15 protein-coding genes and 1 riboswitch are annotated in these 25,963 nt (G+C 63.9%); of the genes, 12 read left to right on the top strand and 3 right to left on the bottom strand.

Going from position 1 to position 25,963, the window contains the following annotated elements; translation table 11 throughout:
- Positions 1 to 38: 38 nt before the first annotated feature.
- The 4 genes from HGK27_RS07190 (at position 39) to HGK27_RS07175 (ending at position 3,947) form a co-directional block, all read left to right on the top strand.
- A complete protein-coding gene (locus tag HGK27_RS07190; protein WP_206239907.1) occupies positions 39 to 1,646 on the top strand; it encodes a S10 family peptidase in 1,608 nt (535 codons plus the stop codon).
- A 55-nt stretch (positions 1,647 to 1,701) separates the two neighbouring features.
- Positions 1,702 to 1,809: riboswitch (SAM-I-IV-variant riboswitch) on the top strand.
- Positions 1,810 to 1,863: 54 nt separating this feature from the next.
- Positions 1,864 to 2,982, top strand: a complete 1,119-nt coding sequence (locus HGK27_RS07185; protein WP_206239906.1) for a threonine aldolase family protein — start codon at positions 1,864 to 1,866, stop codon at positions 2,980 to 2,982.
- 80 nt (positions 2,983 to 3,062) lie between these two features.
- On the top strand, positions 3,063 to 3,500 hold the full coding sequence (locus HGK27_RS07180) for an EamA family transporter (protein WP_206239905.1): 438 nt from the start codon (positions 3,063 to 3,065) through the stop codon (positions 3,498 to 3,500).
- Positions 3,501 to 3,623: 123 nt separating this feature from the next.
- Entirely contained in the window at positions 3,624 to 3,947 is a 324-nt protein-coding gene (locus tag HGK27_RS07175; RefSeq protein WP_206239904.1) for a hypothetical protein, read from the top strand.
- Positions 3,948 to 3,976: 29 nt separating this feature from the next.
- Here the strand turns inward: HGK27_RS07175 and HGK27_RS07170 are convergent, their stop codons facing one another.
- The gene (locus tag HGK27_RS07170) at positions 3,977 to 4,597 is read right to left on the bottom strand and encodes a TetR/AcrR family transcriptional regulator (protein ID WP_206239903.1); all 621 of its coding nucleotides are present in this window, start codon (positions 4,595 to 4,597) and stop codon (positions 3,977 to 3,979) included.
- Between the two features lie 217 nt (positions 4,598 to 4,814).
- Here HGK27_RS07170 and HGK27_RS07165 point away from each other — a divergent pair, with 217 nt between their 5' ends.
- The 3 genes from HGK27_RS07165 (at position 4,815) to HGK27_RS07155 (ending at position 10,908) form a co-directional block, all read left to right on the top strand.
- On the top strand, positions 4,815 to 7,298 hold the full coding sequence (locus HGK27_RS07165) for a TonB-dependent receptor (RefSeq protein ID WP_206239902.1): 2,484 nt from the start codon (positions 4,815 to 4,817) through the stop codon (positions 7,296 to 7,298).
- Between the two features lie 182 nt (positions 7,299 to 7,480).
- The gene (locus tag HGK27_RS07160; RefSeq protein ID WP_206239901.1) at positions 7,481 to 8,722 is read left to right on the top strand and encodes a phosphatidylinositol-specific phospholipase C1-like protein; all 1,242 of its coding nucleotides are present in this window, start codon (positions 7,481 to 7,483) and stop codon (positions 8,720 to 8,722) included.
- The gene (locus tag HGK27_RS07155) at positions 8,719 to 10,908 is read left to right on the top strand and encodes a GH92 family glycosyl hydrolase (RefSeq protein ID WP_206239900.1); all 2,190 of its coding nucleotides are present in this window, start codon (positions 8,719 to 8,721) and stop codon (positions 10,906 to 10,908) included. The genes HGK27_RS07160 and HGK27_RS07155 overlap by 4 nt, the downstream gene beginning before the upstream one ends.
- A 73-nt stretch (positions 10,909 to 10,981) precedes the next feature.
- Here the strand turns inward: HGK27_RS07155 and HGK27_RS07150 are convergent, their stop codons facing one another.
- Positions 10,982 to 11,938, bottom strand: coding sequence for a Dyp-type peroxidase (locus HGK27_RS07150; protein ID WP_206239899.1), 957 nt, complete (start codon positions 11,936 to 11,938; stop codon positions 10,982 to 10,984).
- A 436-nt stretch (positions 11,939 to 12,374) separates the two neighbouring features.
- Here HGK27_RS07150 and HGK27_RS07145 point away from each other — a divergent pair, with 436 nt between their 5' ends.
- The 5 genes from HGK27_RS07145 to HGK27_RS07125 all read left to right on the top strand — a co-directional run bounded on the left by HGK27_RS07145 (position 12,375) and on the right by HGK27_RS07125 (position 21,963).
- Complete coding sequence (locus HGK27_RS07145) at positions 12,375 to 14,714, top strand: putative bifunctional diguanylate cyclase/phosphodiesterase (protein ID WP_206239898.1); 2,340 nt, start codon at positions 12,375 to 12,377, stop codon at positions 14,712 to 14,714.
- 115 nt (positions 14,715 to 14,829) lie between these two features.
- Complete coding sequence (locus tag HGK27_RS07140; protein WP_206239897.1) at positions 14,830 to 17,724, top strand: TonB-dependent receptor; 2,895 nt, start codon at positions 14,830 to 14,832, stop codon at positions 17,722 to 17,724.
- Positions 17,725 to 17,729: 5 nt separating this feature from the next.
- Entirely contained in the window at positions 17,730 to 19,190 is a 1,461-nt protein-coding gene (locus HGK27_RS07135) for a YfcC family protein (protein WP_206239896.1), read from the top strand.
- Positions 19,191 to 19,200: 10 nt separating this feature from the next.
- The gene (locus HGK27_RS07130) at positions 19,201 to 21,036 is read left to right on the top strand and encodes a CocE/NonD family hydrolase (protein WP_206239895.1); all 1,836 of its coding nucleotides are present in this window, start codon (positions 19,201 to 19,203) and stop codon (positions 21,034 to 21,036) included.
- A 6-nt stretch (positions 21,037 to 21,042) separates the two neighbouring features.
- On the top strand, positions 21,043 to 21,963 hold the full coding sequence (locus tag HGK27_RS07125; protein ID WP_206239894.1) for a LysR family transcriptional regulator: 921 nt from the start codon (positions 21,043 to 21,045) through the stop codon (positions 21,961 to 21,963).
- 3 nt (positions 21,964 to 21,966) lie between these two features.
- Here HGK27_RS07125 and HGK27_RS07120 read toward each other — a convergent pair whose 3' ends face one another.
- Positions 21,967 to 25,815: a LamG-like jellyroll fold domain-containing protein gene (locus HGK27_RS07120; protein WP_206239893.1), complete on the bottom strand. Its 3,849-nt coding sequence runs from the start codon at positions 25,813 to 25,815 to the stop codon at positions 21,967 to 21,969.
- Between the last annotated feature and the right edge of the window lie 148 nt (positions 25,816 to 25,963).

The raw sequence follows: 25,963 nt of genomic DNA, 5'->3' as shown, positions 1-25,963 counted from the left end.
ATCAACCCGGCCCCTGACGGCCAATTTCGAGGCATTGCATGAACCGTTTCCGTCCGGGCCCCTTGCTGTTGACCGCCCTTGCCGCGCTGGGAGCCGCGCTGGGACTGGGCGCCGCGCCGCAGGTCCGGGCTCAGGCCAGCCATGACCCCAATGCGGCAGATCTGCCGATTGCCTCAAGCCCTGCCACCGCCACGCGCCCTGCCGATCCTGCCGCCCTGCCTGCGCCCCGGCGCTTTGTCTCCCATCACAGCATCCGGGTGGGCGGCAAGCCGCTGGCCTACACCGCCATCGCCGGGGAGACCTACCTCCACAATGATGCGGGCGAGGCCACCGGATCGATCTTTTCCTTCAGCTACATCAAGGACGGCCCGTTGCAGACCCGGCGCCCCGTGATGTTCGTGTTCAACGGCGGGCCGGGGTCGTCCTCGATCTGGCTGCATATGGGCATCGTCGGGCCCCGGCGGGTGGTGCTGGACCGCGATGTGAACCCCTCCAACGTGCCGCCCTTCGGTCTGGCGGACAATCCCGATACGCTGCTCGATGTGGCCGATCTGGTGTTCATCGATCCGGTGGGAACAGGCTGGTCACGCGCCATCGGCGTGGGCCATGCTGCCGACTTCTGGGGCGTGAATGAGGATGCCGATGCAGTCTCGCAATTCATCGAGCAATGGCTGAGCGACCACAACCGCTGGAATTCGCCGAAATATGTGATGGGCGAAAGCTATGGCTCGACCCGCGCGGCACTCCTGCCCCGCGCGCTGATGGGCGGGCCGACCTATGTGGGGGTGATGCGGGGGATCACGCTCAACGGCGTCATCCTGCTCGGCACCACTTTGGAGGCGCGCGAGGCCAGCGGCGCGCCGCATCTGGAGATGAAGGACGCGCTGGAGCTGCCAGCCATCGCCGATACGGCCTGGTACTATCGCAAGGTGGACCGCAAGGGGCTTGATCTGGAGGCTTTTCACGCCGCCGCCTATGATTTCGCGCTGGGCGATTATGCCAGGGCTCTGGCGCAGGAGAAGGCCGGAACCCTGCCCCCGCAGCAGCGGCAGGCCATCATCGCCCGGCTGACGGCATGGACGGGTCTTCCGGCCAGCAGTTTTGAAAAGTCGCTGACCCTGTCCGCCACGCATTATGCTGCGGGCCTGCTGAGCGACAAGGGCGAGGATGTGGGGCTCTACGACAGCCGCTACACCCTGCCGGTCAAGAATTCCGGCAATGATCCGGTGTCCGACGATCCGGCGATGGGGCAATATGTGCCGGGCTTTGTGGCCGCTTTCCACCAGATGCTCTCCAGCGATCTGGGGGTGAAGATGGACCGGCCCTATGGCGCCATCGTCTGGCGCGACCTGCTGCCCAAATGGAACTGGAAGCGCACACCCTTGCCGCAGGACCAGAGCTTCGCCACCGATCTGGCGGTGGCGATGCGGCGCAATGCGCGGCTGCAGGTGCTGGTCGCCTCGGGCTATTACGATCTGGTGACCAGCGCGGCAGCCGCCCAATATACGGTGCAAAGGGCCGATCTCCCCGCCGACCGCGTGACCATCAAGCGCTATGCCTCCGGCCATATGCTCTATCTGGGGGATACGGCGGCCTCCTTTGCCAGCGATATCCGGCGCCTGATCCAGAACACCGCGCAAAAGTGATGCCGGGCGCTCGCTGAAAAGGCTTGATCCGTGACGGCGGGCGGGCTAGTTGCCCGCCCAACATCAAGAGTCGGAAGCGAGCGTCCGACACCAACCTGCTCCCGAGCAAGGTGGTGCCTCTGAGAAGAGGGATGTGGCCGGTCCGGCAACAAACGGGATCTCAGCGCCATATTTCACATCGTTTCCGGTCCTTGCCCGTTCAGGATTGGAGCATCGAGTGACCAGCGCATCCCCCCAGCAATTCGCCAGCGACAACTATGCGGGCATCTGCCCCGAAGCGCTTGCGGCGATGACGGCGGCCAATGACGGCTCCGCCGTCGCCTATGGCGACGACCCGTGGACGGACCGCGCCGCCGATGCCTTCCGCACCCTGTTCCAGAGCGATTGCGAAGTGTTCTTCGTCTTCAACGGCACGGCCGCCAATTCGCTGGCGCTGGCCTCGCTGTGCCAGTCCTATCACAGCGTGATCTGCTCCTCTTCGGCCCATGTGGAGACCGATGAATGCGGCGCGCCGGAGTTCTTCTCCAACGGCTCCAAGCTGCTGGTGGCACAGTCCGACAGCGGCAAGCTGACGCCGGATGCCATCCGCGCCCTGACCAGCCGCTCAGACATCCATTACCCCAAGCCCCGCGCGGTGACGATCACCCAGCCCACCGAGACCGGGCAGGTCTACACCATCGCCGAGGTCGAGGCGATTGCCGCCACCTGCCGCGAACTGGGCCTCAAGCTGCATATGGATGGCGCCCGCTTTGCCCATGCCTGCGCCGCGCTCGATTGCGATCCCGCCGACATCACCTGGAAGGCCGATGTCGACGTGCTGTGCTTTGGTGGCACGAAGAACGGCATGGCCGTGGGCGAGGCGATCATCTATTTCGACCGCAATCTGGCGGAGGATTTCGGCTATCGCTGCAAGCAGGCCGGGCAGCTGGCCTCCAAGATGCGCTTCCTTTCCGCGCCATGGGTCGGGCTGCTGGAAAGCGGCGCCTGGCTGCGCAACGCCCGGCACGGCAACCTTTGCGCGCAGCGCCTCGTGAGGCAGATCGACGACCTGCCCGAGGTCCGCGCCATCTTCCCGGTCGAGGCCAATGCGGTGTTCCTTGAGGCACCGGCCACAGTGCTGGAGGCGCTGGCGGCGCTGGGCTGGCGCTTCTACACCTTCATTGGCGGCGGCGCGCGTTTCATGTTCGCATGGGACGCTCAGGTCTCGCGCGTGGACCAGCTTGCCGCCGACATTCGCGCGATCGCTCTGGCCGAGCAATCTCTGGCGGAGGAGGACAAGGCGATCGATGGGGCACGGCATGTTGCGCCCGAACCTCTTTGCGATGCCGAATGTTGAAGGGAGCCATCCCGAGACGCCGCCCCTGAATTGCGATAACGTTGCCCCCGCAAGGCAGAACAGACCGGGATACCAGAACCATGCTCAACCTCGCCTCAACCTCATGGCTTTTCTGGAGCCTTCTTTCGGCGATTTTTGCCGCATTGACGGCGATCTTCGCCAAGATCGGCATTGAGGGCATCAACTCGGATCTCGCGACATTTCTGCGCACCATCGTGATCGTGCTGATCCTGGGGGCGATGCTGGTCTTCGGGGGCAAGTTCCATGCGCTGGATCAGATCACGCCGCGCAGCTGGGCCTTTCTGATCCTTTCGGGTCTGGCGACCGGGGCCTCATGGCTCTGCTATTTCCGGGCTCTGAAAATGGGGGACGCCGCGCGGGTTGCGCCGATTGACAAGCTGAGCGTGGTCATCGTCGCGCTGGCCGGCGTCTTCCTTCTGGGTGAGCATCTGAGCCTGCGAGGCTGGCTGGGCATCGGTCTGATCACCATGGGCGCCATCTGCGTGGCACTGGCCTGACGCGCCGGGAAGGCCTTGTGCCCGCAGATAAAACCGCCTTCTTCCCGAGGCGAATGCGACATTGATACGATGCGACTTTTATGGAAATAATATATCCATGCAAAGTTACGGGATAAGCTGAAAATGAAGCCGTTTGTCGTGCTGGCCTTTTCTTTGGCGCTGTGCAGTTGCACGACCAACAAGGCGGATGTGTCCGGCTTTGTAAAGCGTATCACCGTGTCTGGCTCACCGCAAAAGGTGGAGCATTTTGCCCGGCATCAACGTTTCTTCAACGGCGCTGTCCTGGTGAGCAACATCACAATCCGCCCCAACGGCGAGGCGGAAGCCACGATGTCATTCCGGGGAAACTATGCTCCCGACGATCTGATCCACACCACACAAGAGGCCGTGGCAGCGGGCCTCTCCTACACCTACACCGATCTTCGCCTGACAACGTCTCTGTCATAGAAGGCTGACCACCCGGCGTTGCGGCCGCCCTATTTGGAAAGAGAATATTCGGGATAGCGCGCCATCGCCTCGAACACGGGCTGGGCGTCCTGAAAGATCTGCTCGCGATCATAGGTCGTCTCGCGGATCATCTCATCGATGCTGTAGCCGAATTCCACGGACATACGCACACGCCGCTCGATAACCTCGCGCGGCACATGGGGCTGCAGCGGAGCATGCAGCGCGGTCAGCCGCTCGGTCACCACGCGATGCGATTCCAGACGGATCGAGGCAAGGCGCGGCACGGCCCGCAAAGCGCGCAGCACCCACAGCGTGCCTGGTTCGGCATCGCCGACCAGAGCCGTGTCGCGCAGCAGATCGATGGTCTGGGCGGCGATCTCTTCAGCCGAAGCCGTCTGCCAGCGCTCCACCCAGGCTTCCAGCACCACATTCTGGCGGTCCATCAAGCGCTCGGCCAAGGCGGCCAGCACGCCATATTTATCGTCGAAATAGCGATAGAAGGCGGGCGGGGTCAGCCCTGCCCGCTCGCAGATCAGATTGCTGGAGATCCGCTCGATCCCCACCTCGCCCAGCAGCGCGCCGGCCGCATCGAGCAAGGCGTCAAAAGTCCGGCGCGAGCGTTCCTGCTTGGGTTTGCGAAATTCAGTCACGCTCCGTCCCATCCCCCGATGTGTTGCGATCATGCTTAATGATATCGATCGCTATCTTTTTTTGCAATGCCAGATTTCCCCGTCAGCGGCGGCGTTTAGCCAGAATCCACGGCGCTTGCCAGTGGCCGAAACGGCCAATCGCGCCGTCACTGTCACAAAAATGATATTTATGACTACCATATGGCGGCGCATAGATTCGAAAACAGAGGGTTGTTTCATGCGTTGCCATTTCCTGACCGGGCTTTCCGCCGGTGCCCTGATGCTCGCCCTGTCGCAACCGGCGCTGGCGGAAGAGGCCAGGGCAGACCATGCCGAAACGCCCGGCGCCAGCAGCGACATCATCGTGACGGGCCGCGCGGGCAACACCGCCCGCCGCAAGGTGGAGGCCAGCTATGCCATCTCCACGCTGAGCGCCGCCGACATCCAGTTCAAGGCCCCCATCGGCGTAGGCGAGGCGCTGAAAAACGTCCCCGGTTTCTGGATCGAAAGCTCCTCGGGCGAGGCGAGCGGCAATGTGCGCGTGCGCGGCATCCCGAACGACGGCTATTCGCAGCTGGCGCTTCAGGAAGACGGTCTGACCATCCAGCATGACGCGGGCCTTGGCTGGCTCAACGCCGATCAGGCCTTCCGCGTGGATTCCACCGTGGAGCGCATCGAAGTGGTGCGCGGCGGCCCCTCCTCGATCTTCGCGTCGAACGCGCCGGGCGCCACGGTGAACTTCATCACCCGCAAGGGCGGCGACCATTTCGAGGCCTTCGCCAAATATGAGGTCTCCAGCTACAATTCGCACCGTTTCGACGGCTGGCTGGGCGGCCCGATCGGCGCGACGCCGTGGCGCTATTTCGTCGGCGGCTTTTACCGCATCTCCGATGGCCGCCGCACCAGCGGCTACGGTCAGGACAAGGGCGGGCAGATCCGCGGCACGCTGTCGGGCGATTTCAACTGGGGCTCGCTGATGCTGGGCGTCAAGCGGATCGACGATCGCATCGGCAATTCGATGGTCAGCCCCTTCGTCAATGACGGCAACGGCAACCCCGAGGGCGTGCCCGGCTTCAACGCGCTCTATGACAACATCGCGGGGCCTGAAACGCGCTATTTCAACTTCCGCCAAGCCGATGGCAGCACCTATCGCTTTGACGATGGTGTGGGCACCACCGTCAAGCTGACCCAGCTTACCGCCGAGCTGAAGCTCAATCTGGCCAAGGATTTCACCTTCAAGAACAACGCCCGCTATCGCGACAGCTGGACGCGCCGCAATGCGGTGACGCCCTATTCTGTCTACACCGCCTCCTCGCTGCTTTCGGCGCTCTCGCCCTATGCTGCCACGGTCTCGGGCGGGAAGAGCGTGGGCTATGTCTACACCGACACGCCGGGCACCGTGGTCAACATGAACAACGCCAATGGCAATGGTCTGGCGCTGGTCGACCTGATCCGCTCCTTCACCGTGCCCGAGAAGGAGTTCGTCGACGATGCGCGCTTCCAGAAGACCGCGTATCTCTTCGGCCAGAAGCATGATTTCGCCTTCGGCGGCTATTACGCCCATGTGTCAGAGGCCTATCAGGCTACCTCGGCCACGGCGATCACCGATGTGCAGAACCAGGCCCGCCTGCTCGATGTCTATGTGCTGGATGCCAATGGCAAGCCGATCCAGTCGCTGACCGAGAACGGCATCCTCAGCTATGGCGCGGAATATGCCAATGGCCGCGGCCATTCGGACACGGTGGCGCTGTACGGCAGCGATGAATGGCAGATCACGCCCAAGCTGCGCCTCGATGGCGGCATCCGCTGGGAGCAGGTCTGGGTGCAGGGTCAGGTCGAGGGATCGAAGACCACCAACCTCAACCAGTCGGCCACCATTGCCGACAACAGCGTGCTGGTGGGCACCGGGGTCTACACGCCCTTCAACCGTACCTTCAACCATGCGGGTTGGACGCTGGGCGCCAATTACCAGTTCATGCCCAGCTTCGGCGCCTTTGCCCGCTACACCTCCACCTTCCGCCTGCCCAGCGTGGGTGACTTCATCAGCAATGCCAACAACAACCCCATCGTCCAGACGATGAACTTCACCGAAGTGGGCCTGAAGTTCCAGCGCCCCACCTTCAATGCCTATCTCACCGGCTTCCGCTCGGTCTACAAGAGCTATGCCATCACCGATTACAAGACGGTGGGCACCGCTTTCGTCGCCCAGACCGTCTATGGCGACACCAACACCTGGGGCGTGGAGGCCGAGGCCACCTGGCATCCACGCACATGGTTCGACATCCACGGCCAGTATACCTGGCAGGACCCGAAATTCTCGCGCTTCATCTACACCAACAGCAGCGGCGTGCTGACCGACTATTCAGGCCACCAGCTGATCCGCGTGCCAAAGAACAGCTGGCGCATCTCGCCCGCCGTCAATCTGCTGAACCAGAAACTGCGCATCCAGACCGATGTGTCCTTCTATGGCAAGCGCTGGTCGGATGTGGCCAATCAGGTCAAGCTGCCCAGCTACACCACGCTGGATCTGGAAGCGCAGTACAGCGTCAACAAGCGCCTGATGCTCAACTTCTATGTCGATAACCTCACCAACACGGTGGGCCTGACCGAGGGCAATCCGCGTGCCGGCACCATCGACAACACCGAAGTGGGCGCCGCCACCTATCTGGCCCGCTCGATCTTCGGGCGCAGCTTCCGCGGAGCGATCAGCTACAAGTTCTGATCGCCGGAGCATGGTGTCGCATCGTTTTTGCAAAAAACCGGTGCCCACTTTTTTGCACGATGCTCCAGAGCGGCAGGAGCCGATGGGGGATGGTCGCCCCCCGTCGGCTCCATTCATGTGACGTAAAACGGTCAAAACCGCGTCCTATGGGGCCGGAAACACTCAATTTCCAAGGATATGCCATGCGCCTGACTGCTTCTGCCCTCCTCGTGTCCGGCGCCATGGTTCTGATGGCGGGCAGCGCCTCTGCCGCGCCTGCGCAATCCGCCTGCCACCTCGATGTGGCGGATGTTGCCCATGCCGGGCCGGGCTGTGCCGAGCGCTGGATGGATGCGCATCTCAAGGTCAACGATCTGCTGACGGTGGGCACGCATAACAGCTACAAGCGCGCCATCCCGCCCGCCGACTATCGCCTGATCGCCGCCGTCAACCCCAAGGGCGCTCAGGAGCTGGACTATGCCCACAAAAGCCTGACCGCCCAGCTGGACTCCGGCGCGCGCGAGATCGAGATCGATGTGGTCTATGATCCCAAGGGCGGCCGCTATGCCCGCCCGCTGATCGCCATGCAGACCCAGACCCAGCTCGATCCGGCATGGATCGCCACGATGCAGCAGCCCGGCTTCAAGGTGATGCATGTGCCCGATGTGGATTTCCGCTCCAGCTGCCTGACCTTCAAGGCGTGTCTGGGCATCGTGCGGGACTGGTCGAAGGCCCATCCGCGCCATGCGCCGATCATGATCCTGATCAACGCCAAGGACGGCAAGACCGTGCCCGGCGGCACCCCGCTGCTGGACTATGACGAAGCCGCTTACGATGCGCTGGATGCCGAGGCGCGCGCCGTGCTGCCCCCTTCGCAACTGCTGACGCCGGACGATGTGCAGGGCCATTACCCCACCCTGCGCGAGGCCGTGCTGGCCGACAACTGGCCGACTTTGGCCAAGGCGCGCGGGCGGATCATGTTCGCACTGGACGAAAGCCCCGAGAAGGTCGCGGTCTATCGCGGCAAGCGCCATTCGCTGGAAGGCCGCGTGATGTTCATCAACACCGATGAGCAATCGCCCGCCGCCGCCTATCTCACGCTCAACCATCCCGTCGAGCAGGCTCAGCGCATCGCCGATGATGTGAAGGCCGGTTTCCTTGTGCGCACCCGCGCCGATGACAGCACCTGGCAGGCCCGCAACAATGACACCGCCCATCGCGATCTGGCGCTGCATTCGGGGGCTCAGGCGGTGTCCACCGACTACCTCTGGGCCGATCCGCGCTTTGCCGGAGGCTTCACCGTGACCCTGCCCGACCATGCCGCCAGCCTGTGCAACCCCATGCGTATGGGCGATCGCTGTGCTGGCATGCCGGTCGAAAAGGCGAGCGATGCCGATTGGGCCAGCGCCCAAGCCGCCCCCATCGTGTGGCCAGCCGCGCGATGAAGCGCCTGATCCCCGCCCTGCTGGCGCTGTCCACCGTTGCGGCCTCTGCGCCCGATCCGGTTGCGCAGGTCGATCCACTGATCGGTGCGGACTGGTACGGCAATGTCTTTGTCGGGGCGACGACGCCCTTCGGCATGGTCAAGGCCGGGCCGGATATGGAGAGCTTCGATGGCGTGCCCTCCAAATTCGGCTATCGCAGCGCGGGGCGCATTCTGGGCTTCAGCCACCTGCATCTGAGCGGCGCGGCGGGCAAATATGGCAACATCCGCCTGATGCCCAGCGATCACGCCGGGCTGGAAGACATCGCCAGCGCCCGCCGCGATGAGGTGGCGCAGCCGGGCTATTACGCCGCCACCCTGACTGGCCCGGACGTGCGCGCCGAACTGACCGCCACGCCGCGCGCGGGCCTGCACCGCTACACCTTCCGCGCCGACAGGCCCGCCTTTCTCACCCTGCGCCTTGACCAGATGCTCAACAAGCGCGGCGGCAAGGAGGATCAGCGCTTTCTGGGCGGTTCGGTCCATATCGCCTCCCGCCATGAAATCACCGGCATGGGCCGCTACATCGGCGGCTGGAACATGGGCGCGGAATATCGCGTCTATTTCGCGCTGATCACTGACCGCGATGCCGTGAATGCCTCCGGCTGGAATGGCGCGCTACAACCGGGCCCCGATACGCAGGTCGATGGCGACAAACCCATCGGCGCGCAGCTCGATTTCGGGCGTAAGATGGGACAGGTGGTGAATACCCGCGTCGGCATTTCCTTCGTCAGCGTCGATCAGGCGCGGGCCAATGCCATGGGTGCCCCGGCCTTCGATGCCGCGCGGCAGGCCGCGCAGGCGGGGTGGCGCAAGGCGCTTTCCCCCATCGCCATCTCCGGCGGCACGACCTCAGAACAGCGCCAGTTCTACACCGCGCTCTACCACGTGATGATGATGCCCAGCGACCACAGCGGCGAGAACCCGCTCTGGCAGTCCAAAGAGCCCTATTACGACGATTACTACACCATCTGGGACACGTTCCGCACCTCCGGCCCGCTGCTGACGCTGATAGCACCCGACCGCCAGCGGGACCTGCTGCGCTCTCTGATCGACATCTACCGCCATGACGGCTGGCTGCCCGACGGGCGAAGCGGCAACAGCAATGGCCGTACGCAAGGCGGCAGCAATGCCGATGTGCTATTCGCCGATGCTTACGTCAAAGGGCTGAAGGGCATCGACTATGCCACTGCGCTGGAAGGCATGGAGAAAAACGCCTCGGTCGAACCCAAGGATGCCGAGAAGGAAGGGCGCGGTGGCCTGCCCGATTACCTTTCCAAGGGCTATATCAGCACCACCTATCCCCGCGCCGGATCACGCACCGTCGAATATGCCTATGACGATTTTGCCATCGGTGAGCTGGCATGCGGTCTGGGCCATAAGGTCACAGCCAAAGCCGCCTTCGCCCGCTCCGGCAATTGGACCAATCTGTGGAACGCCGATCTGGAGCAGGAGGGCATCAAGGGCTTCCTTCGCCCGCGCCAGCCCGACGGATCATGGGCCGCGCCCTATCTGGTGAAGCGCGGTACGTGGCCCGATTTTCTCTACGAAGGCGATATCTGGACCTATTCGCTCTATGCTCCGCAGGATGTGCCGCGCCTGATCGCGCTGTCGGGCGGGCGCGAGGCCTTTATCCATCGCCTCGATACGCTCTTTGATCATCTGCATTTCGACATGACCAATGAGCCGGGCTTTCTCATCCCCATGCTCTATCACTGGGCCGGCCGCCCGGATCTGTCGGTGGATCGCATCGTCGATTACCGGGAGAAAGGTTTCTTCGACGGACACGGCGGCCTGCCCGCCAATGACGATTCCGGGGCCATGTCCAGCTGGCTGATCTTCCAGATGCTGGGGATCTTCCCGGTGGCCGGGCAGGACCTCTATCTGATCGGCTCACCGGTCTTCGGGGAGAGCAGGCTCGATCTGGGCGGAGGCCACACCCTGCGCATTCTCGCCGAGGGCGCCGGAACGCAGGGCACCAATCGCTATGTGCAGGCGGCCTGGCTCAATGGCCAGCCTCTTGACCGCGCCTGGTTCCGCCACGGCGAGATCGCCAGGGGCGGAACCTTGCGCCTCAAAATGGGCCCGGAACCAACGACATGGGGCCGCACCCCGCCACCAAGTGTTTCCGGGGATGTTTGCCCCTGAGCCAAAGTGAGCCGCGCCTTCCCGCTCCGTCAGAGGCGGGAGGCATGGCCCGGCCAACCGAGAGGCATGCGTGCTACCCCTCAGCGATCGCGGCCAGAGTTGAGCGGGACGGCGCAAAAAAGGTGGTGCCGGTGTGCGCCACCGAAAAATCGAGCAGGCGATCATAAGACCCGGGCGGATCACCGATATACATACGCTTGAGCATCGTCTCGATCACCCAGAGATGGCGGGTGTAACCGATGAAATAGGTGCCGAATTCTCCGTGACCGGCGCGCCCGAAAGGCATGTTGTCACGCAGGATGTCATGCTCATTGCCATGCTCATCGGTGATCGTTGCCAGTGTCTTGTGCGATTTGCGGGGCGCGGCATCGTCATCCAGTTCGATGTTGTCGATTTTCGTGCGACCGACGATCTCCTCCTGCAGCGCGGTGGAGGTGCGGTTCCATGCGGCAAGATCGTGCAGATATTTCTGAACCACGACATAGCTGCCCCCGGCAAAATCCGGGTCCTCATCGCCGACAAGCGCCGCCTCGCCAATGTCCTGCCCCGCCGGATTGGCTGTGCCATCGACAAAGCCAAGCAGGTCTCTGGCATCGAAATAGCGGAAGCCGGACACCTCATCGACCATGCGCACCGCCGAGCCCAAAGTCTGAAGCAGGATACGCTCGAACTCGAAACAGATGTCGACCCGCTCGGCACGGATGTGAAAGAGCAGATCGCCGGGCGTGGCGGGCGCCGTGTGGGGCTTGCCCTCGATCGCCGCAAAGGGCTTGAGTTCATGCGGTCTGGCCGAAACGCCAAGGCGGTCCCACAAATCGCTGCCCAGCCCGGCAATGCAGGACAGCTTGGCAGAAAGATCACGGAAACCAACGGTCTTGACCAGATCGTCAAGGCTGCCCAGCACCTCCCGCACCGTGCCGATCGCCTTGTCCTCATCGCTCACACAGAGCACCAGAAAGATCGCCGCCTGCGACAGGGGAGCCTCGATGCTCTGCGCGTCAATGGGCACACGCTCCCAACTGTTGGGCATTGGCTCTCCTCTTCACCTGCAGTCGATTCGACGGTTGGCCTGATGCTGCGATCCTGTCACAGCCCCCGGCCCGAAACCATAGGCGAACGCCTGCCGGTTTTGACGGTTCGGCAAAGGCCGGATCGAGCAGCGAGCGAAGGCAAAGCGCGGGCTTCGCAAACTTGTGAAGTGCTCACAGCATGCAATCGATATTGATCTTAAAAATCAACGAAAAATCAGAAATGATTGCAAGTCATATCTGCTGAACTGAATAGTTCATCTTATAAATATTCTCAAAGTGAAGTGAATTATCCCCGCATAAAACAAGCAATTTACGCATGCTTAAATATCTCCGGCTAGAGGCTCCGGACTTTCTCGGAACGGGGCTTGTTTCCCGATGCCGGAAGATCCGGCAATCAGGCGGCATCCAGCACGTCGAACGGAACAGGGGGACGGCATGCTTGGGCAAAGGCGCCAGGAACATCGGCTGATCGCGGAGGCGCCCATCACGCTTCACGCCTTGATCCGGCATGAGATCGCCGCTGGCGAGGAAGCCTGGTTCGCCCGTTGCCGTGCGGATTTCCTGCGCTCCTTTCCCACCCTGCTGCTGGAATGGACGCGACTGCTGATCCTGCTCAGCTTGCTGGGAGCATCGGCGGGCCATGCCTATGCCTCCTGCATCATCCTTGGCTGCCTTGCGGCCAGCGCAGCCCAGATCATCGCCCAGCGGGCCGAGAACCGTCACAACAGCGACGAACAGCGCAATCTGACCCGTCGCGGTTGGCTCATGGCCCTGCGCACGCTCTGGTGGAGCGTGGCGGTGTGCTGGGGGAGCCTGCTCGCCCCCCTGCCCGCGCGTGAGGCGCTGATTGCCCTGACCATCGCCATGATGATGATCGACGGGATCACGGCCACCACCCTGCCAAGGCTGGCGCTGGGCCTCGCCATGCTGCAAGGCATCGCCCTGACGCTTGGCTGCGTGCTGGCCGAGGGTTTTGCGGCGGCTTGGGTGGGCGTGATCGTGCTGGTGGTCGGCACCTTCCTGCACTGGACGCTGTTCAACCTCTATTACATGTTCGCCACGCGCCGCCTGCGCACAAGGCGCCTGTCGCAATCGCATGAGACCGTGCGCCTGCTGCTCAACCAGTATGACGATGAGGGCTCAGACTGGCTCTACGAACTCGATGCCAGCGGCGCGATCCGCCATCCTTCGGCGCGCTTCTGCGCGGCGCTGGGGCTGGAGCCGGGCGTGCTGGACGGTCTCGAACTGGAAGCGCTGTTCACCGGCGAGGCCGCTCAGGCGCTGGCAAGGCACCTTCAGGCGGGGCAACCCTTCCGCGCGCAGGTCCTCTCGCTGGTGATCGGCGACGAGGAGCGCTGGTGGTCGATCAGCGGCCGCCCCATCACCGATGCCGCCGGAGCCTGCCAGGGCTGGCGCGGCTTCGTGGCCGACATCACCGAGGCGCGCCGGGCCGAGGCGCGCGTCACCTGGTTGGCGCATTATGACGCGCTGACTGGCCTTGCCAATCGCGCGCTGCTTCAGGCCAATCTGGAGCGTGTGCTGGCGGGGCGCCGTGACAGGGAACGCGTATCCCTGCTCTACATCGATCTCGATCTCTTCAAGGAGGTCAATGACGGTCTGGGCCATGGCGCGGGCGATGCCGTGCTGATCGAAACCGCCCGCCGTCTGGAACATGCCGTGCGCCCGCGCGATCTGGTGGCGCGCCTTGGCGGTGACGAATTTGTCGTGCTGGCCGATGGCGCCGATGCCCAATCCGCCCGGATCATCGCCGAGAGCATTCTGGCCGCTGTCGCCCAGCCGATCGATCTCGACGGTCAGATCGCCCATGTCGGCGCCAGCATCGGCATCGCCACGGCGCCCACCGATGCCCTGAACGCAGGCGATCTGCTGCGTGCCGCCGATGTCGCCATGTATCACGCCAAGGCGGCGGGTCGGCGCGGTTTTGCCGTCTTCGATCCCGACATGCAGACCCGCGTGCGTGAGCGCCGCGAGCTGGAGCTGGATCTGCGCGCCGCGATCCGCCTCGGGCAATTGCAGCTGCATTATCAGCCTTTGCTCGATCTGACGGATGGGCGCACAGTGGGCCATGAGGCCCTGCTGCGCTGGCAGCACCCCACACGCGGGCTGATTTCGCCCGACGACTTCATTCCCATCGCCGAGGAAACCGGGCTGATCGTCGAAATCGGCCAATGGGTGATCCGCGAGGCCCTGAGCGAAGCCTCGGGCTGGCCCGAGCAGATGACGGTGGCGGTCAACCTCTCCCCGGCGCAGCTGAGGGACCGGGCCCTGCTGCCCACCATCGTGCAGGCGCTGGCGGGCAGCGGCGTGGCGCCCGGCCGGCTGGAGCTGGAAATCACCGAAACCATGCTGCTGCAGGATACGCAGGATGTGCTGGCCCTGCTTCACAAGCTGCGCGAGCTGGGGGTGCGGATCGCGCTGGACGATTTCGGCACCGGCTATTCCTCGTTGAACTATCTGCGTTCCTTCCCCTTCGACAAGATCAAGATCGACCGCTGTTTTATCGCCGAACTCACCGCGCGAGAGGATTGCCAGGCGATCGTGCGCTCGGTGCTGTCCATGGCCAGCGACCTCAATATGGTCACCACCGCCGAGGGGGTGGAAGCTCTGGAGCAATTGGAAGCCCTGCGCGCCGGTGGCTGCGATCAGGCTCAGGGCTATCTGTTCAGCAAGGCCGTTCCGGCAGCAGAGCTGGAGTTACCCTCGCGCCAGAATGCGGAGTGGGACAGGCCGACAAGACAGGCCCTCATGCTTTAGGGAAAACGCGCGCGACCATATCAAAAGCGCATGGACAGATGAAAAAACCTAATCCTGTTTCATAGCTGTGACAGCCCCCGTAAGTCTCTGGCAACGGGTTTTGAGGGGGTTTTATATGGCATTCGCCACGCGTAAACGCATTGCTTTGTCGCATCTGCTGGCTCTGGGGGGCAGCATGTTGGCGCTGGCATCCGGCACCGCGTCAGCGCAGGGGGTAACGGCGCAGGACACGCCGCCCGCAGACACAGCCGCCAAGCCTGCCGAGGCCGGAGACATCGTCGTCACCGGATCGCGCATCCGGCGCAAGGATGCGGATTCGCTGGGGCCGCTGCTGACCATCACCTCGGATGAGATCGCCAAATCGGGCACCTCCTCGGTGGGCGACCTGCTGCAGAAGCTGCCCTCGGCGGGGGTGAGCCTCAATTCCAACGGCACGCAGGGCACCTCATACGGGGCCAGCTCGATCAATCTGCGCTATCTGGGCGGAGCGGAAGGCAGCGGCAACCGCGTGCTGGTGCTGGTCGACGGGCATCGCTGGGTCGATGGCGTGGGGCAGCGCGGCTTTCGCGATTTCGTCGATTTGAACACCATTCCGGCGGGCATGATCGACGGGATCGAGGTGCTGAAGGACGGCGCATCGGCGCTGTATGGCGCGGATGCCATCGCGGGCGTGGTCAACATCAAGACGATCCAGCCCTTCAACGGGCTGAAGGCCACCGCCAAGGCGGGCGTGACCGACAAGGGCGATGGCGCGGAATATTCCACCACGCTGAATGTGGGGCATAAATGGCAGGGCGGCTCGATCATCCTGTCGGGCAGCTATTACCAGTCCTATCCGATCCTGACCTCGGCGCGGACGCTCACCGCCAACACGCTGGTGCCCGTCACCACGCCGGGGACCAGCCCCAACGGGCTCTATGTGCTGCCGGGTCTGGCTAACAATGGCTATTTCGGCACGGGAGCAGGTTTTGCCAGCAGCGCCGCGCCCATCGCCTTCAACGGCGGATCGACCTATGGCGCCGGTTCGCTGGCCGACAACAGCTACCACACCGCCAGCCTGCCCGGCGACTATTACAACACCGATGCGCAGGGCGTCTATTCCACCGGCCCCTCCAAGCGTTACGGCTTCTATGCCCGCCTCGATCAGGAGATCACGGACGGGATCACGCTGAAAATCGAGGGGCTGTACAACAAGCGCACCTCCGAACAGCTGTTCTCGCCCAATCTGCTGGATATCGGCGGCACATCGGGCAGCGTGCAAGGCTTCGCCATTGCCAACAATCAGGCCTTCAATCCCTTCGGCACTGCCAATGGGGTTCCAGCGGCCAATGCTCTAGCTTTCGCCGCCAACAGCCCGTGGCGCATCCGTAAGGTGCTGACCGAGGTGGGCAACCGCACCAGCCTGCAGGATGTGACCACCTGGCGCATCGATGCCGGGCTCTCCGGCAGCTTCGATATGCTGGGCCATAGCTGGAACTGGAGCGTCTACGGCGCCTATTCCAAGGATATGATGAAGTCGGCCTCGCTCAACTTCCTCGATTACGATCACCTTTATCTGGCGCTGGGCTCGCCCACCACCTGCGCCAACACGGCAGGCTGCACGCCGGTCAATCTGTTCGGGCCGATGAGCAGCGCTCAGGCCGATTACATCCGCAACAACAGCTATGAGGGCAACAGCACCAGCCTCTACAACGCCACCGCCGATCTGACCGGTACGCTGCTGGACCTGCCCGCAGGCCCGCTGCAGCTGGCCGTGGGCTATGAGTTCCGCAAGAACGGTGGCGAGGATCACCCCGATCCCTACGTCAACAGCCCCTCGCTCTATCTGAGCAGCGCCTACACCCGCACCAGCCAGCAGCAGCGCACGCCCACCATGGGCAGCTACGATCTGCATGAGGTCTATGGCGAGCTTTCCGTGCCCGTCTTCAAGGACTGGGCGCTGGGCAAGAGCCTCGACGTGGATCTGGCCTCACGCTTTTCGGATTATTCAACGGTGGGCAGCAAGGTGACGATGAAGGCGGGCTTTGGCTATCGCCCCATTCAGGACATTCTGCTGCGCGGCACCTATTCGCAGGGCTTCCGGGCACCATCGCTGCTGGAACTCTATCAGGGCGCGCGGGCCACCAATTTTCAGGGCATCGATCCCTGCAACGGCGGCGCGGCGGCGCATAGCGGTCTGCCGGGCTGCGCGGGCGTGCCCACCACCTACAACCAGTCGGGCTACAATGGCGCGCTGCTGCCCGGCATCATCAGCGGCAACACGCAGCTGAAGCCGGAAACCGCCAACACCTACAGCGCGGGCATTTCGCTCACCCCGCATCAGATCCGGGGGCTGAGCCTGACGGTCGATTACTACAAGATCGTGGTGAACAATGCGATCGCCTCGCAATCGGCGACGCAGATCCTGGGGCTGTGCGCCACACAGGGCGGGGTGTTCTGCAATCTGGTGACGCGCGATCCCACCTCGGGCGCGATCATCGCCATCCAGCAGACATCGCAGAACCTCAACTCGATCAGCACCGATGGTGTGGACGCCACACTGCGTTATGAACGCTCGACGCGCATCGGGCGGATCACCGGCACGGTCGATGCCTCTTATCTGCACAGCTTCCAGACGGTTTCGCCCAACCCCGCAGGCGGCGCGCCCATCGTGGACGAGCGCGCGGGCAAGGGCGATCAGCCGCGTTCCACCTATCCGCACTGGAAGGGTCAGGCCTCGCTGGGCTGGTCGAAGGACCGCTTCGATCTGACAGCCCGCGCCCGCTACATCGGCCCCACCACCGATGTGGTGAACCCGGTGAAGGATGCCCATACCAAGTCGATCATCTACACCGATCTGGAGGGCGGCGTGAGCATTGGTGACGGCGCCTATCGCATCGGCTTCGGGGTCAGCAATTTGTTCGATGTGCAGCCGCCACTGTCTTACGCCAATGCGCCGATCAACTACGATATCTACACCTATGATGCGCGCGGGCGCTATATGTACCTGCGCGTTGCGGTGAAGATGTGAGCGTGATGGAACAGGCTGCCCTTTCCCAACCAGGTCACCCCCCGGTTTCTGGGGCGCCGGTGGAGCCCACCACCGGCGCCCCCTCTCACGCGGCCCGGCGCCGCTGGTCGCTCGACCCGCTGCTGATGATGCTGGCGGCGATGGCGGTGGCGATCGCCATGACCTGGGCGATCCCCTCGGGCCTCTACCAGCGCGCCTCCGACAAGGAGAACGCCCCGGTGGTGGCGGGCAGCTATCGCCCCCTGCCCAAGCCGATCACCGCCGCTGCGCTGCTGCCGCATGAGACGCCCAAGGGCGTGGCTCATCCCGTCAGCCCGGTGGCGCTGGTCACCTCGATCCCGCAGGGCCTGCTGAAAACCGCGCCGATCATGATCATGGTGCTGATGCTGGGCGGCATGTTCGCCATGCTGCGCACCAGCGGCGCGCTGGATGCCGGTATCCGCCGCCTGCTGGCGATCAGCGGCGGCAGGCCGGTGGTGCTGGTGCCGCTGCTGATGCTGGCGCTATCGGCGGGCAGCACCTTTCTTGGCATGGTCACCGAATATCTGCTGCTTATCCCGGTGATCGTGACGCTGGGCCGCGATATGGGCCGCTCGACCATGTTCGGCTTCGCGCTGGTGACGCTGGCGGCCAAGGTGGGCTATCTCGCCTCGGTCACCAATCCCTTTGCGCTGCTAATCGCCCAGCCGATTGCCGGTGTGCCGGTGTTCAGCGGACTGTGGCTGCGGCTCTTAATCTGGGTGCTGTTTCTGGGCATCGCCATGCTGGTCGTTCTACGTACCGGGCGGGGGGCCGCCACGCCCGCGCCTCTGGATGCCGCAAAGCTCTCCCCGCGCCATTTGGGCATTCTGCTGGTGGCGGGCATCACCTTGGGCACGATGATCTACGGCTCGGTCAGCCTTGGCTGGAAGGAGATGGAGCTGGCCTCGGTGCTGATCGCCGCTGGCGCCGTGATGGCCGCCATCGCGCGCATGGGGCCCGCCCGCGCGGTCGAGGTCTTTGTCGAGGGCATGCACCGCATGGTGCTGGCCGCCGTGCTGGTCGGCCTTGGCCGCAGCGTCGACCTGATCCTGCGCGAGGGGCAGATCCTCGACACCATCATCGAGGCCGTCACCCTGCATATTCAGGGCATGAGCCCCTTTGCCGTCGCCCCGATCCTGATGGGGGTGGAAATGCTGCTGACGCTGCTGATCCCCTCCACCTCGGCCAAGGCGGCGCTGAGCATTCCCATCCTTGTGCCCATCGCGGCCACCTGCGGCGTTTCGGCCCAGACCACCGTGCTGGCGTTCCTTTTGGGCAATGGGCTGGTCAATATGTTCGCGCCCACATCGGGGATGCTGCTGGCCTATCTCGCCACGGCGCAGATCAGCTATTCGGGCTGGTTTCGCTATCTGCTTCCGCTTTTCGCGCTGTTCACGGCGCTGTCGGTGAGCGCGCTGCTGCTGGCTGTCGCCACCGGATATTAGGATCAAGTCCATGACCGAACCGACCCTTCGCACCATGATGGTCGCGATGCGCGACGGCGTCTGCCTGTCGACCGACATCTATCTGCCCCCAGAGGCGCTGGCCGGGAACCCCGTGCCCGTGCTGCTGGAGCGCACCCCCTATGACAAGCGCGGCACCAACCATGGCGACCGCACGCTGCTCGATCCCGTGCCGCGCGCCAAGCCGGAGATCGCCGCGCAATTTGTCAGCGCAGGCTATGCCTATGTGCTTCAGGACTGCCGGGGCCGCTTCGGATCGCAGGGCAGCTTCACCAAATATCTCAATGAGGCCGAGGATGGCTTCGACACCATCGCATGGCTGATGGCGCAGCCATGGTGCAACGGCAAGATCGGCACGCTGGGCCTGTCCTACTGCGCGCATGTGCAGGCGGCTTTGGCCACGCTCGATCCGCCGGGGCTGGCGGCGATGTTCCTCGATTGCGGGGGCTTTTCCAGCGCCTATCACAATGGCGTGAGGCAGGGCGGTGCCTTTGAATTGAAGCAGCTGACATGGGCCTACAACCAAGGCACCGAGGCAGGCGACGCCCAAGACCCTGCTGTCGCGCAGGCCGTGCGCGCGCAGGACATCCGCGAATGGATCAAGGTAATGCCATGGCGCCGGGGGCATTCCCCCCTCACCGCCGCGCCCGAATACGAGGATTACGTCGTCGAACAGTGGGAGCATGAGGACTTCTCCCCCTTCTGGCAGCAGCGCGGCATCTATTGGCGTGGCTACTACCCGCAGACCGCCAATGTGCCGATGGTCCATCTCTCGGGCTGGTACGACCCCTATTCGATCACCGCGATCGAGAACTGGACGGCGCTTTCCACCCCGGACCGCGCGCCCTGCCGCCTGATCCTTGGCCCATGGACGCATGGCCAGCGCTCGGTCAGCTTTGCGGGCGATGTCGATTTCGGCCCCGCCGCGCCGCTCGACGCCAATCTGGCGGAGGATTTCGTCGCCCTGCGCCGCAACTGGTTCGATCATCATCTGAAAGGCGAAGGCGCTGACGCCCTGCCCTATCCCGTCTCGATCTTCGTGATGGGCGGCGGCAGCGGGCAGCGCAACGCCGATGGCAGGCTGGACCATGGCGGCCAATGGCGCCACGAAAGCCAATGGCCACCTGCCGCCATGGTGCCGCAAACATGGCACTTCCATGCCGATGGCGCGCTGACCCCGCAGGCTTCGCAAGTACCAGACGCCAGCCTGCCCTATGATGCCGATCCCGCCAACCCGGTCCCCACCATCGGCGGCGCGGTCACCTCCGGCGCGCCGGTGATGGCAGCGGGCGCCTATGACCAGCGCGAAACGGAAGTGCTGTTCGGCGCCACCCAGCCGGGTCGTGATCTGGGCGAGCGCCCCGATGTGCTCAGCTTCGTCTCCGCGCCGCTGGAGGAGGATATGGAGTTGACCGGACAGATTACCGCTCGGCTGTTTATCAGCTCCGACGCGCCCGATATGGATGTGACAATCAAGCTGATCGACCTCTATCCGTCAAACGACGAGCATCCGCAGGGCTTTGCGATGAACCTTGCCCATGGCATTCTGCGCGCCCGGTATCGCAACTCCTTCGCGAATCCGGAACCGCTGGAGGCAGGCCATATTCATGAGATCGAGATCACGGCCTTCCCCACCAGCAATCTTTTCCTGCGCGGCCACCGCATCCGTATCGATATCGCGGGCAGCAACTTCCCGCATTTCGACATCAACCAGAACCGCGACTGGCGCGTGTCCAATGCCCCGCCTCAGGTGGCGCACAACCGCCTGCATCTCTGCGCCAGCCATCCTTCCAGCGTCATCCTTCCGGTGGTGCCGCGCCGAGGGTGAACCCTTTTGAACCGCCCGCGCCAGATCAGCCTTCGCGCGATGCAGGGCTTTGCCGAGATCATGCGCAGCGGATCGGGCACGGCGGCGGGGCGGGCGCTGGGCCTCTCCCAACCCGCGATCAGCCGCATCGTCGGCCAGCTGGAGCAGGACATCGGTTTCGAGCTGTTCTACCGCGACAAGGGTCGGCTGGTCCCCACCAAGGAGGGCCTGCTGCTGGCCGATGAGGTGGAGCTGGCACTGGCCAGCGTGGCGCGCGTCCATGCGCTGATCGATGATATCGCCAACCATGCCACCGGCGAATTGCGCATCATCGCCCCGCCCAGCTTTGCCGAAGGGGTGATGCCGGGGATCATCTCGGCCTTTGCGGCGCGGGTGCCGGGGGTGCGCATCGCGGTGGATTCGCGCAGCATCGCCACCACCCGCACCATGATCGCCACCCGTGTGGCCGATTGTGCCTTTATGCGCATGCCCGCGGGGCATGAGGATCTGCGCGCCCGCGTCGTCGTCACCAGCCAGAGCATCTGCGCCCTGCCCGTCGATCACCCGCTGGCCCAGCATGAGGTGATCACACCCCTGCTGCTCAAGCATATGCCGATGATCGCGCTGGGGGCCGGCAATGCCTATGGCCGCCAGATCGACGATATCTTCCGCGATCATGGCGTGCAGCAGCATGTGGTGGTGGAATGCCATACCACCAGCGCCGCCTGCGCGCTGGCCGCACAGGGCATGGGGATCGCCATCGTCAACGAGTTGCTGGCCAAGGCCTATCTGGGTCCGCGCCTGATCGCTCGCCCCTTTGCCCCGGCGCTGACGCATGATTACGCGCTGGTCACCTCGGCGCGAACCCGGCCCTCCTCGCTAATGGACATCTTCGAGGAGACCGTGATCGACTATTTCCAGACCAGCCCTGATCCTGGCCCCCGCTGACGGTCAGCGGTTCTCCCCAAGCGTGACGACATTGTTGAGCTGGGTCACCTCCGGCGCGCCGGTCGAGACCCGAACGCGCAATGGTGTCGGCCCGCCGCCGGGGATGGTCAACGTCACTGTTGCCGTTTTGGCCTTCAGATCATGCGGCGCGTCCAGCGCGGGCACGGCGGCAGTGGCCAACACCTTGCCGTCGGGCGTCTCCAGCGTGACCTTGCCCGCAGGCGCGGCAACCGAGCCAAGGCTATGCACGGTAACCGAAAGCCTGTTGCCCTTGCGCGCCACATCATCCACCCCGATGCCAAGGTCCGCACGATGCTCCGGCTGCGTGGCCGCCTTCTGCTTGAGGCGGAAGGTCATCACCGTGGTGGTGCCGGGCGCGAAACTGACGGGCAGCGAACCGCTGCGCTCCAGTTCCACCTGCCTTGTGGTAACATCGCCCTGCGCCACATCCCCGCCCGAGGGAGCGGTGCCCTGCGTCATCTCCCATGCGCCCGCCGTGACGTTCCATGTGCCCATATCGGCGCGCTGCTCGCTGGCGGTGGTGTTGTAGGCCACCACGGTGAACTGCTCGGGCGTGGCATCGCGCACCAGAATGGCAACCTTCACCGCCGCCTCGGGATCGGCGAAACGCCAGCTGACGGCATTGCCCGGATAGGACTGGCCACGCTTCAAACCGATGCCGCCAAGCCTTTCGCGCTGGAGCAACTCGTTGGGCGCCTCCACGCGGTCGGTCCACCAATGGCCCTGCGTGTACATATACATGTGCTGGCTCTTGTCGGCGATGCCATGGGCGTTGAGTGCCTCCAGCCATGCGCGGTCGCCGGTGCTGTTCCATGCCTCGAAGCGGGAGAAATCATCGCCACCCTTCGCCTTTTTCAGCACGGCATCCTTCCAGTCGGCGCGCTTGCCCAGCGCCGTGATGGCATTCTCGTTAAGCTCGGCCAGAGCGCCGAAATTGCCGGTGCCGACGCGCGCCAGCACGGGGCGCAGATATTTGTCATCGCCAGTAAAGCGCCACGCTGCCCATGCCGACTGCATCGGCACAGAGGCACCGCCGCCATCGCCTGCCCGCTCCGTATCATGGTCGAAACTGATGTCGTTGGGGAAGGTCCAGAGACCATTGGTGCCCTGCTTGCCATGGGCCAGCAACCCGTCGATCACGCCCGTCACCAGACCGCGCGCGGTGGGATCGGCATTGAAGGTGCCCAACAGGATCGGGCTGTGCATGATCACGAAACCATAGGGCTTTTGCCATGCCCATGGCTCATCATGATAGATCTTGCGCCCGCCATACCAGCTCGACGAAATATGCATATGGCCAGCCGGATTGACCCGGATCAGCCCGCCCAGCGCCTTGACCGTGGCCATGATGCGCTCGACCGCCTTGGGCTCGCCCCAGTTGAGGTAAAGCCGCTCGGCATCGGAATTGATGCCCTCCTCATAGACGTGAAGTTCATCGCTGGTGATGTAGCTCAAGCCGTTGACGATCATGCCATTCTTGTAGACCGCATCGGACAGCGCCCGCAGCGAAGCATTGATCTTGTCGGGATCGACGCCCATCAGCGCCAGACCCGGCCATTGCTCGACCAGATCGGTGTCGTCGGAAATGCCGCCGCCGAAATCGCCGAAGGGCACCTGACGGTTGTCGATCCACCAGTTCACGAACTGGCGGGTGAGCTTCAGATCCTCCAACTGGCGGAAGGCCCAGAGCGGCATGCCCGCAGGCGCCTGAGGCTGGACGAAGGGCGGCAGCTGATCCTCGGAATAGCTGATATCGGCCCAATAGCGGCGGGCTTCCAGATTGTCAGGATCGACGCGCAGCAGATCGGTGATGTCGCCATAGAGCCGTTCGTACAGCCGGGCGCGCTTGGAGGCGGTGTGTTCCTCAACCAGAAAGGCCCAATTGTCCTTCACCTGATTGAAGCGGTCGGCGATATGTTCGATTTTCGCTTCCGCGCGATCCTTGAAGACCATGCGGACGTTCATGCCATCAATCGACTTCGGCCCAAAATCGGGCGCTGCCGAGGCAATGGTGAGATAAAGGCTGTCGGCAGTCAGGATTCGATCGCGCAGATCGAGCCAGAGTGTGCGCGCCTCACCCGGGCGCACCGAGACCTGCACATCGATCATATCGCGGTCCGGCCAGATCGGGTCCTTCACGCGAATGTCGAGCGGGATCAGCCCTTGCGCATTGGGTTTGGCGTCCATGGCAGGCAGATCGAGGGCGATGCCATCCAGCCCATCATGCACATTCTCCCAGCCATAGTTCCAGGCGCGGGCCAGCGGGCGATCCGCCGGAGCATCGCCGAAATTGGAAGGGATCAGCACATGAACCAGCGGCAGATCATCGGCATTGCGCCGCGCCTTACCCGAAGCCCCAGCGGCACCCGCACCGACCGCCGCCTTCACACCGCTGGTCGGCAAAGCGACCACCGTGGCGCGCTCATTGGCGGGGTAGCGGCCCGCGATATGGGCGTTCAGGGCCGTCAGCGCGCCCAGATCCGATGCGGCATCGGCGCGCACGGTGTAACTAAGCTGGAACGTCCCCTTGGGCACCTCACCGGGATGGATGTTGTAGGCCCAGATCTCCTGAATGGGCTGTTCCTGCATCACATTGGTGAAGCGCAGCGTGCCGCCCGTGGTGATCGGCGCATCGGTCAGCGAATGGACCACGCCTTGAGGGCGCGTCGCCAGTTTCTTCCATGAGGACTGGCCATCGCTCGACCATTCCAGCGCGCCATAGGCGGCCCCGCGAATTTCCACGCGGTTGAAGGCGGCATCCTTGGGCACCGTCAGCTGATAGGTCTTGCCGCCCTCGACATAGACGTTCCAGTCGGGCAGCTCGAAATAATCGTCACGCCCCGGCAGGCGTGAGCGGTTGTAGACGCCGGGCCATGTGGTTTCGGCAATGCCGTCCACGCCCTTCCACATCCACTCCTTCAGATCCTTGGCGTCCGCAAATTCGACCTTGCGGATGGTGGTGACCCTGCTCTCCAGCGGAGCCGGGCTCTGCGTGTCCCAGCCGAAGCGGTGGAGCCATGCCTTGCGGATATCCGCCTCGACAGGTCTGGGGCCATGGGCGGGTTGCTGTTTGGCGGCCAGTTGGGCGATCTGATCGCCATCCAGCATATGGTCATAGACCTGAATATCGTCGAGATCGGAGCCGCGCATGAAATTGTAGCGGCTCTGCACCTGATGCGGTGCGATCACACGCCCGGCGAGGCCAAACTGATCGAGCGCCATATCGAGATCGGCGGCCTGTTTCTTCGCGGCCACCTCCCTGCCGTCCCAGAACAGGCGCACGCCTTGCGTTTCATCCCAGGCGAAGGCGATATGGTGCCACGCATCGGGCGCGGGCGGCGTCGGCATGGTCCAACTGACGCGCACGCGGGACAGATTGGCATCCGTAACGAAGGCATCAAAGCCATGGCCGTTCCAGTCGAGGCGCAGAAAGGCCATGTCCCAGCTGGAATGGTCGCCCGCACCGGCGCGGAAGATCACAAATGGCGCCTCACCCACCGGCGTATGGCTGCGCCAGAAGAAGGAGAGCGTGCCGCGCTCGGCATAGATGTTGCCGGGCGCGCTCCAGGCGACATAGCCGCCATCAGACCAACGCCCGGCCCCGCCAATGGCCCCGTCGCTGACGATGGACACATCGCTGCGGAAATTGGGCGCGGCAGCACCGCCCGAAACGGTCGCATCAAAGCCGGTGTCGAGCGGCGCGCGAAACAGCAGCCCATCCGGGGCCTGAGCCTGCGCGGGCGCGCCAACAGCCGCCATCACACAAGCACTGGCCAGCGCGATCCGCGAGCAGGCAAGCTTGGTCGCGACGTGCCATCGGGGATGCGCCATGGGAATTCCTCTCTCTTTCCGGATGCCCGGATTCTTGTCTCTTTGCGTGCACCGTATGACACCGGTATCATAACGACAAGCCCCTCGTTCAGGAAATAATGTCGCAGGCGGTCGCAAAGGCCAGGCCGCCCTTCCCGCAGCGGCCGGA

It is taken from the genome of Novosphingobium terrae, from assembly GCF_017163935.1.
In the GTDB taxonomy this organism is placed as follows: domain Bacteria; phylum Pseudomonadota; class Alphaproteobacteria; order Sphingomonadales; family Sphingomonadaceae; genus Novosphingobium; species Novosphingobium terrae.
The sequence above is the reverse complement of the archived record's forward strand: the minus strand, read 5'-3'. Positions and strand labels throughout refer to the sequence as shown.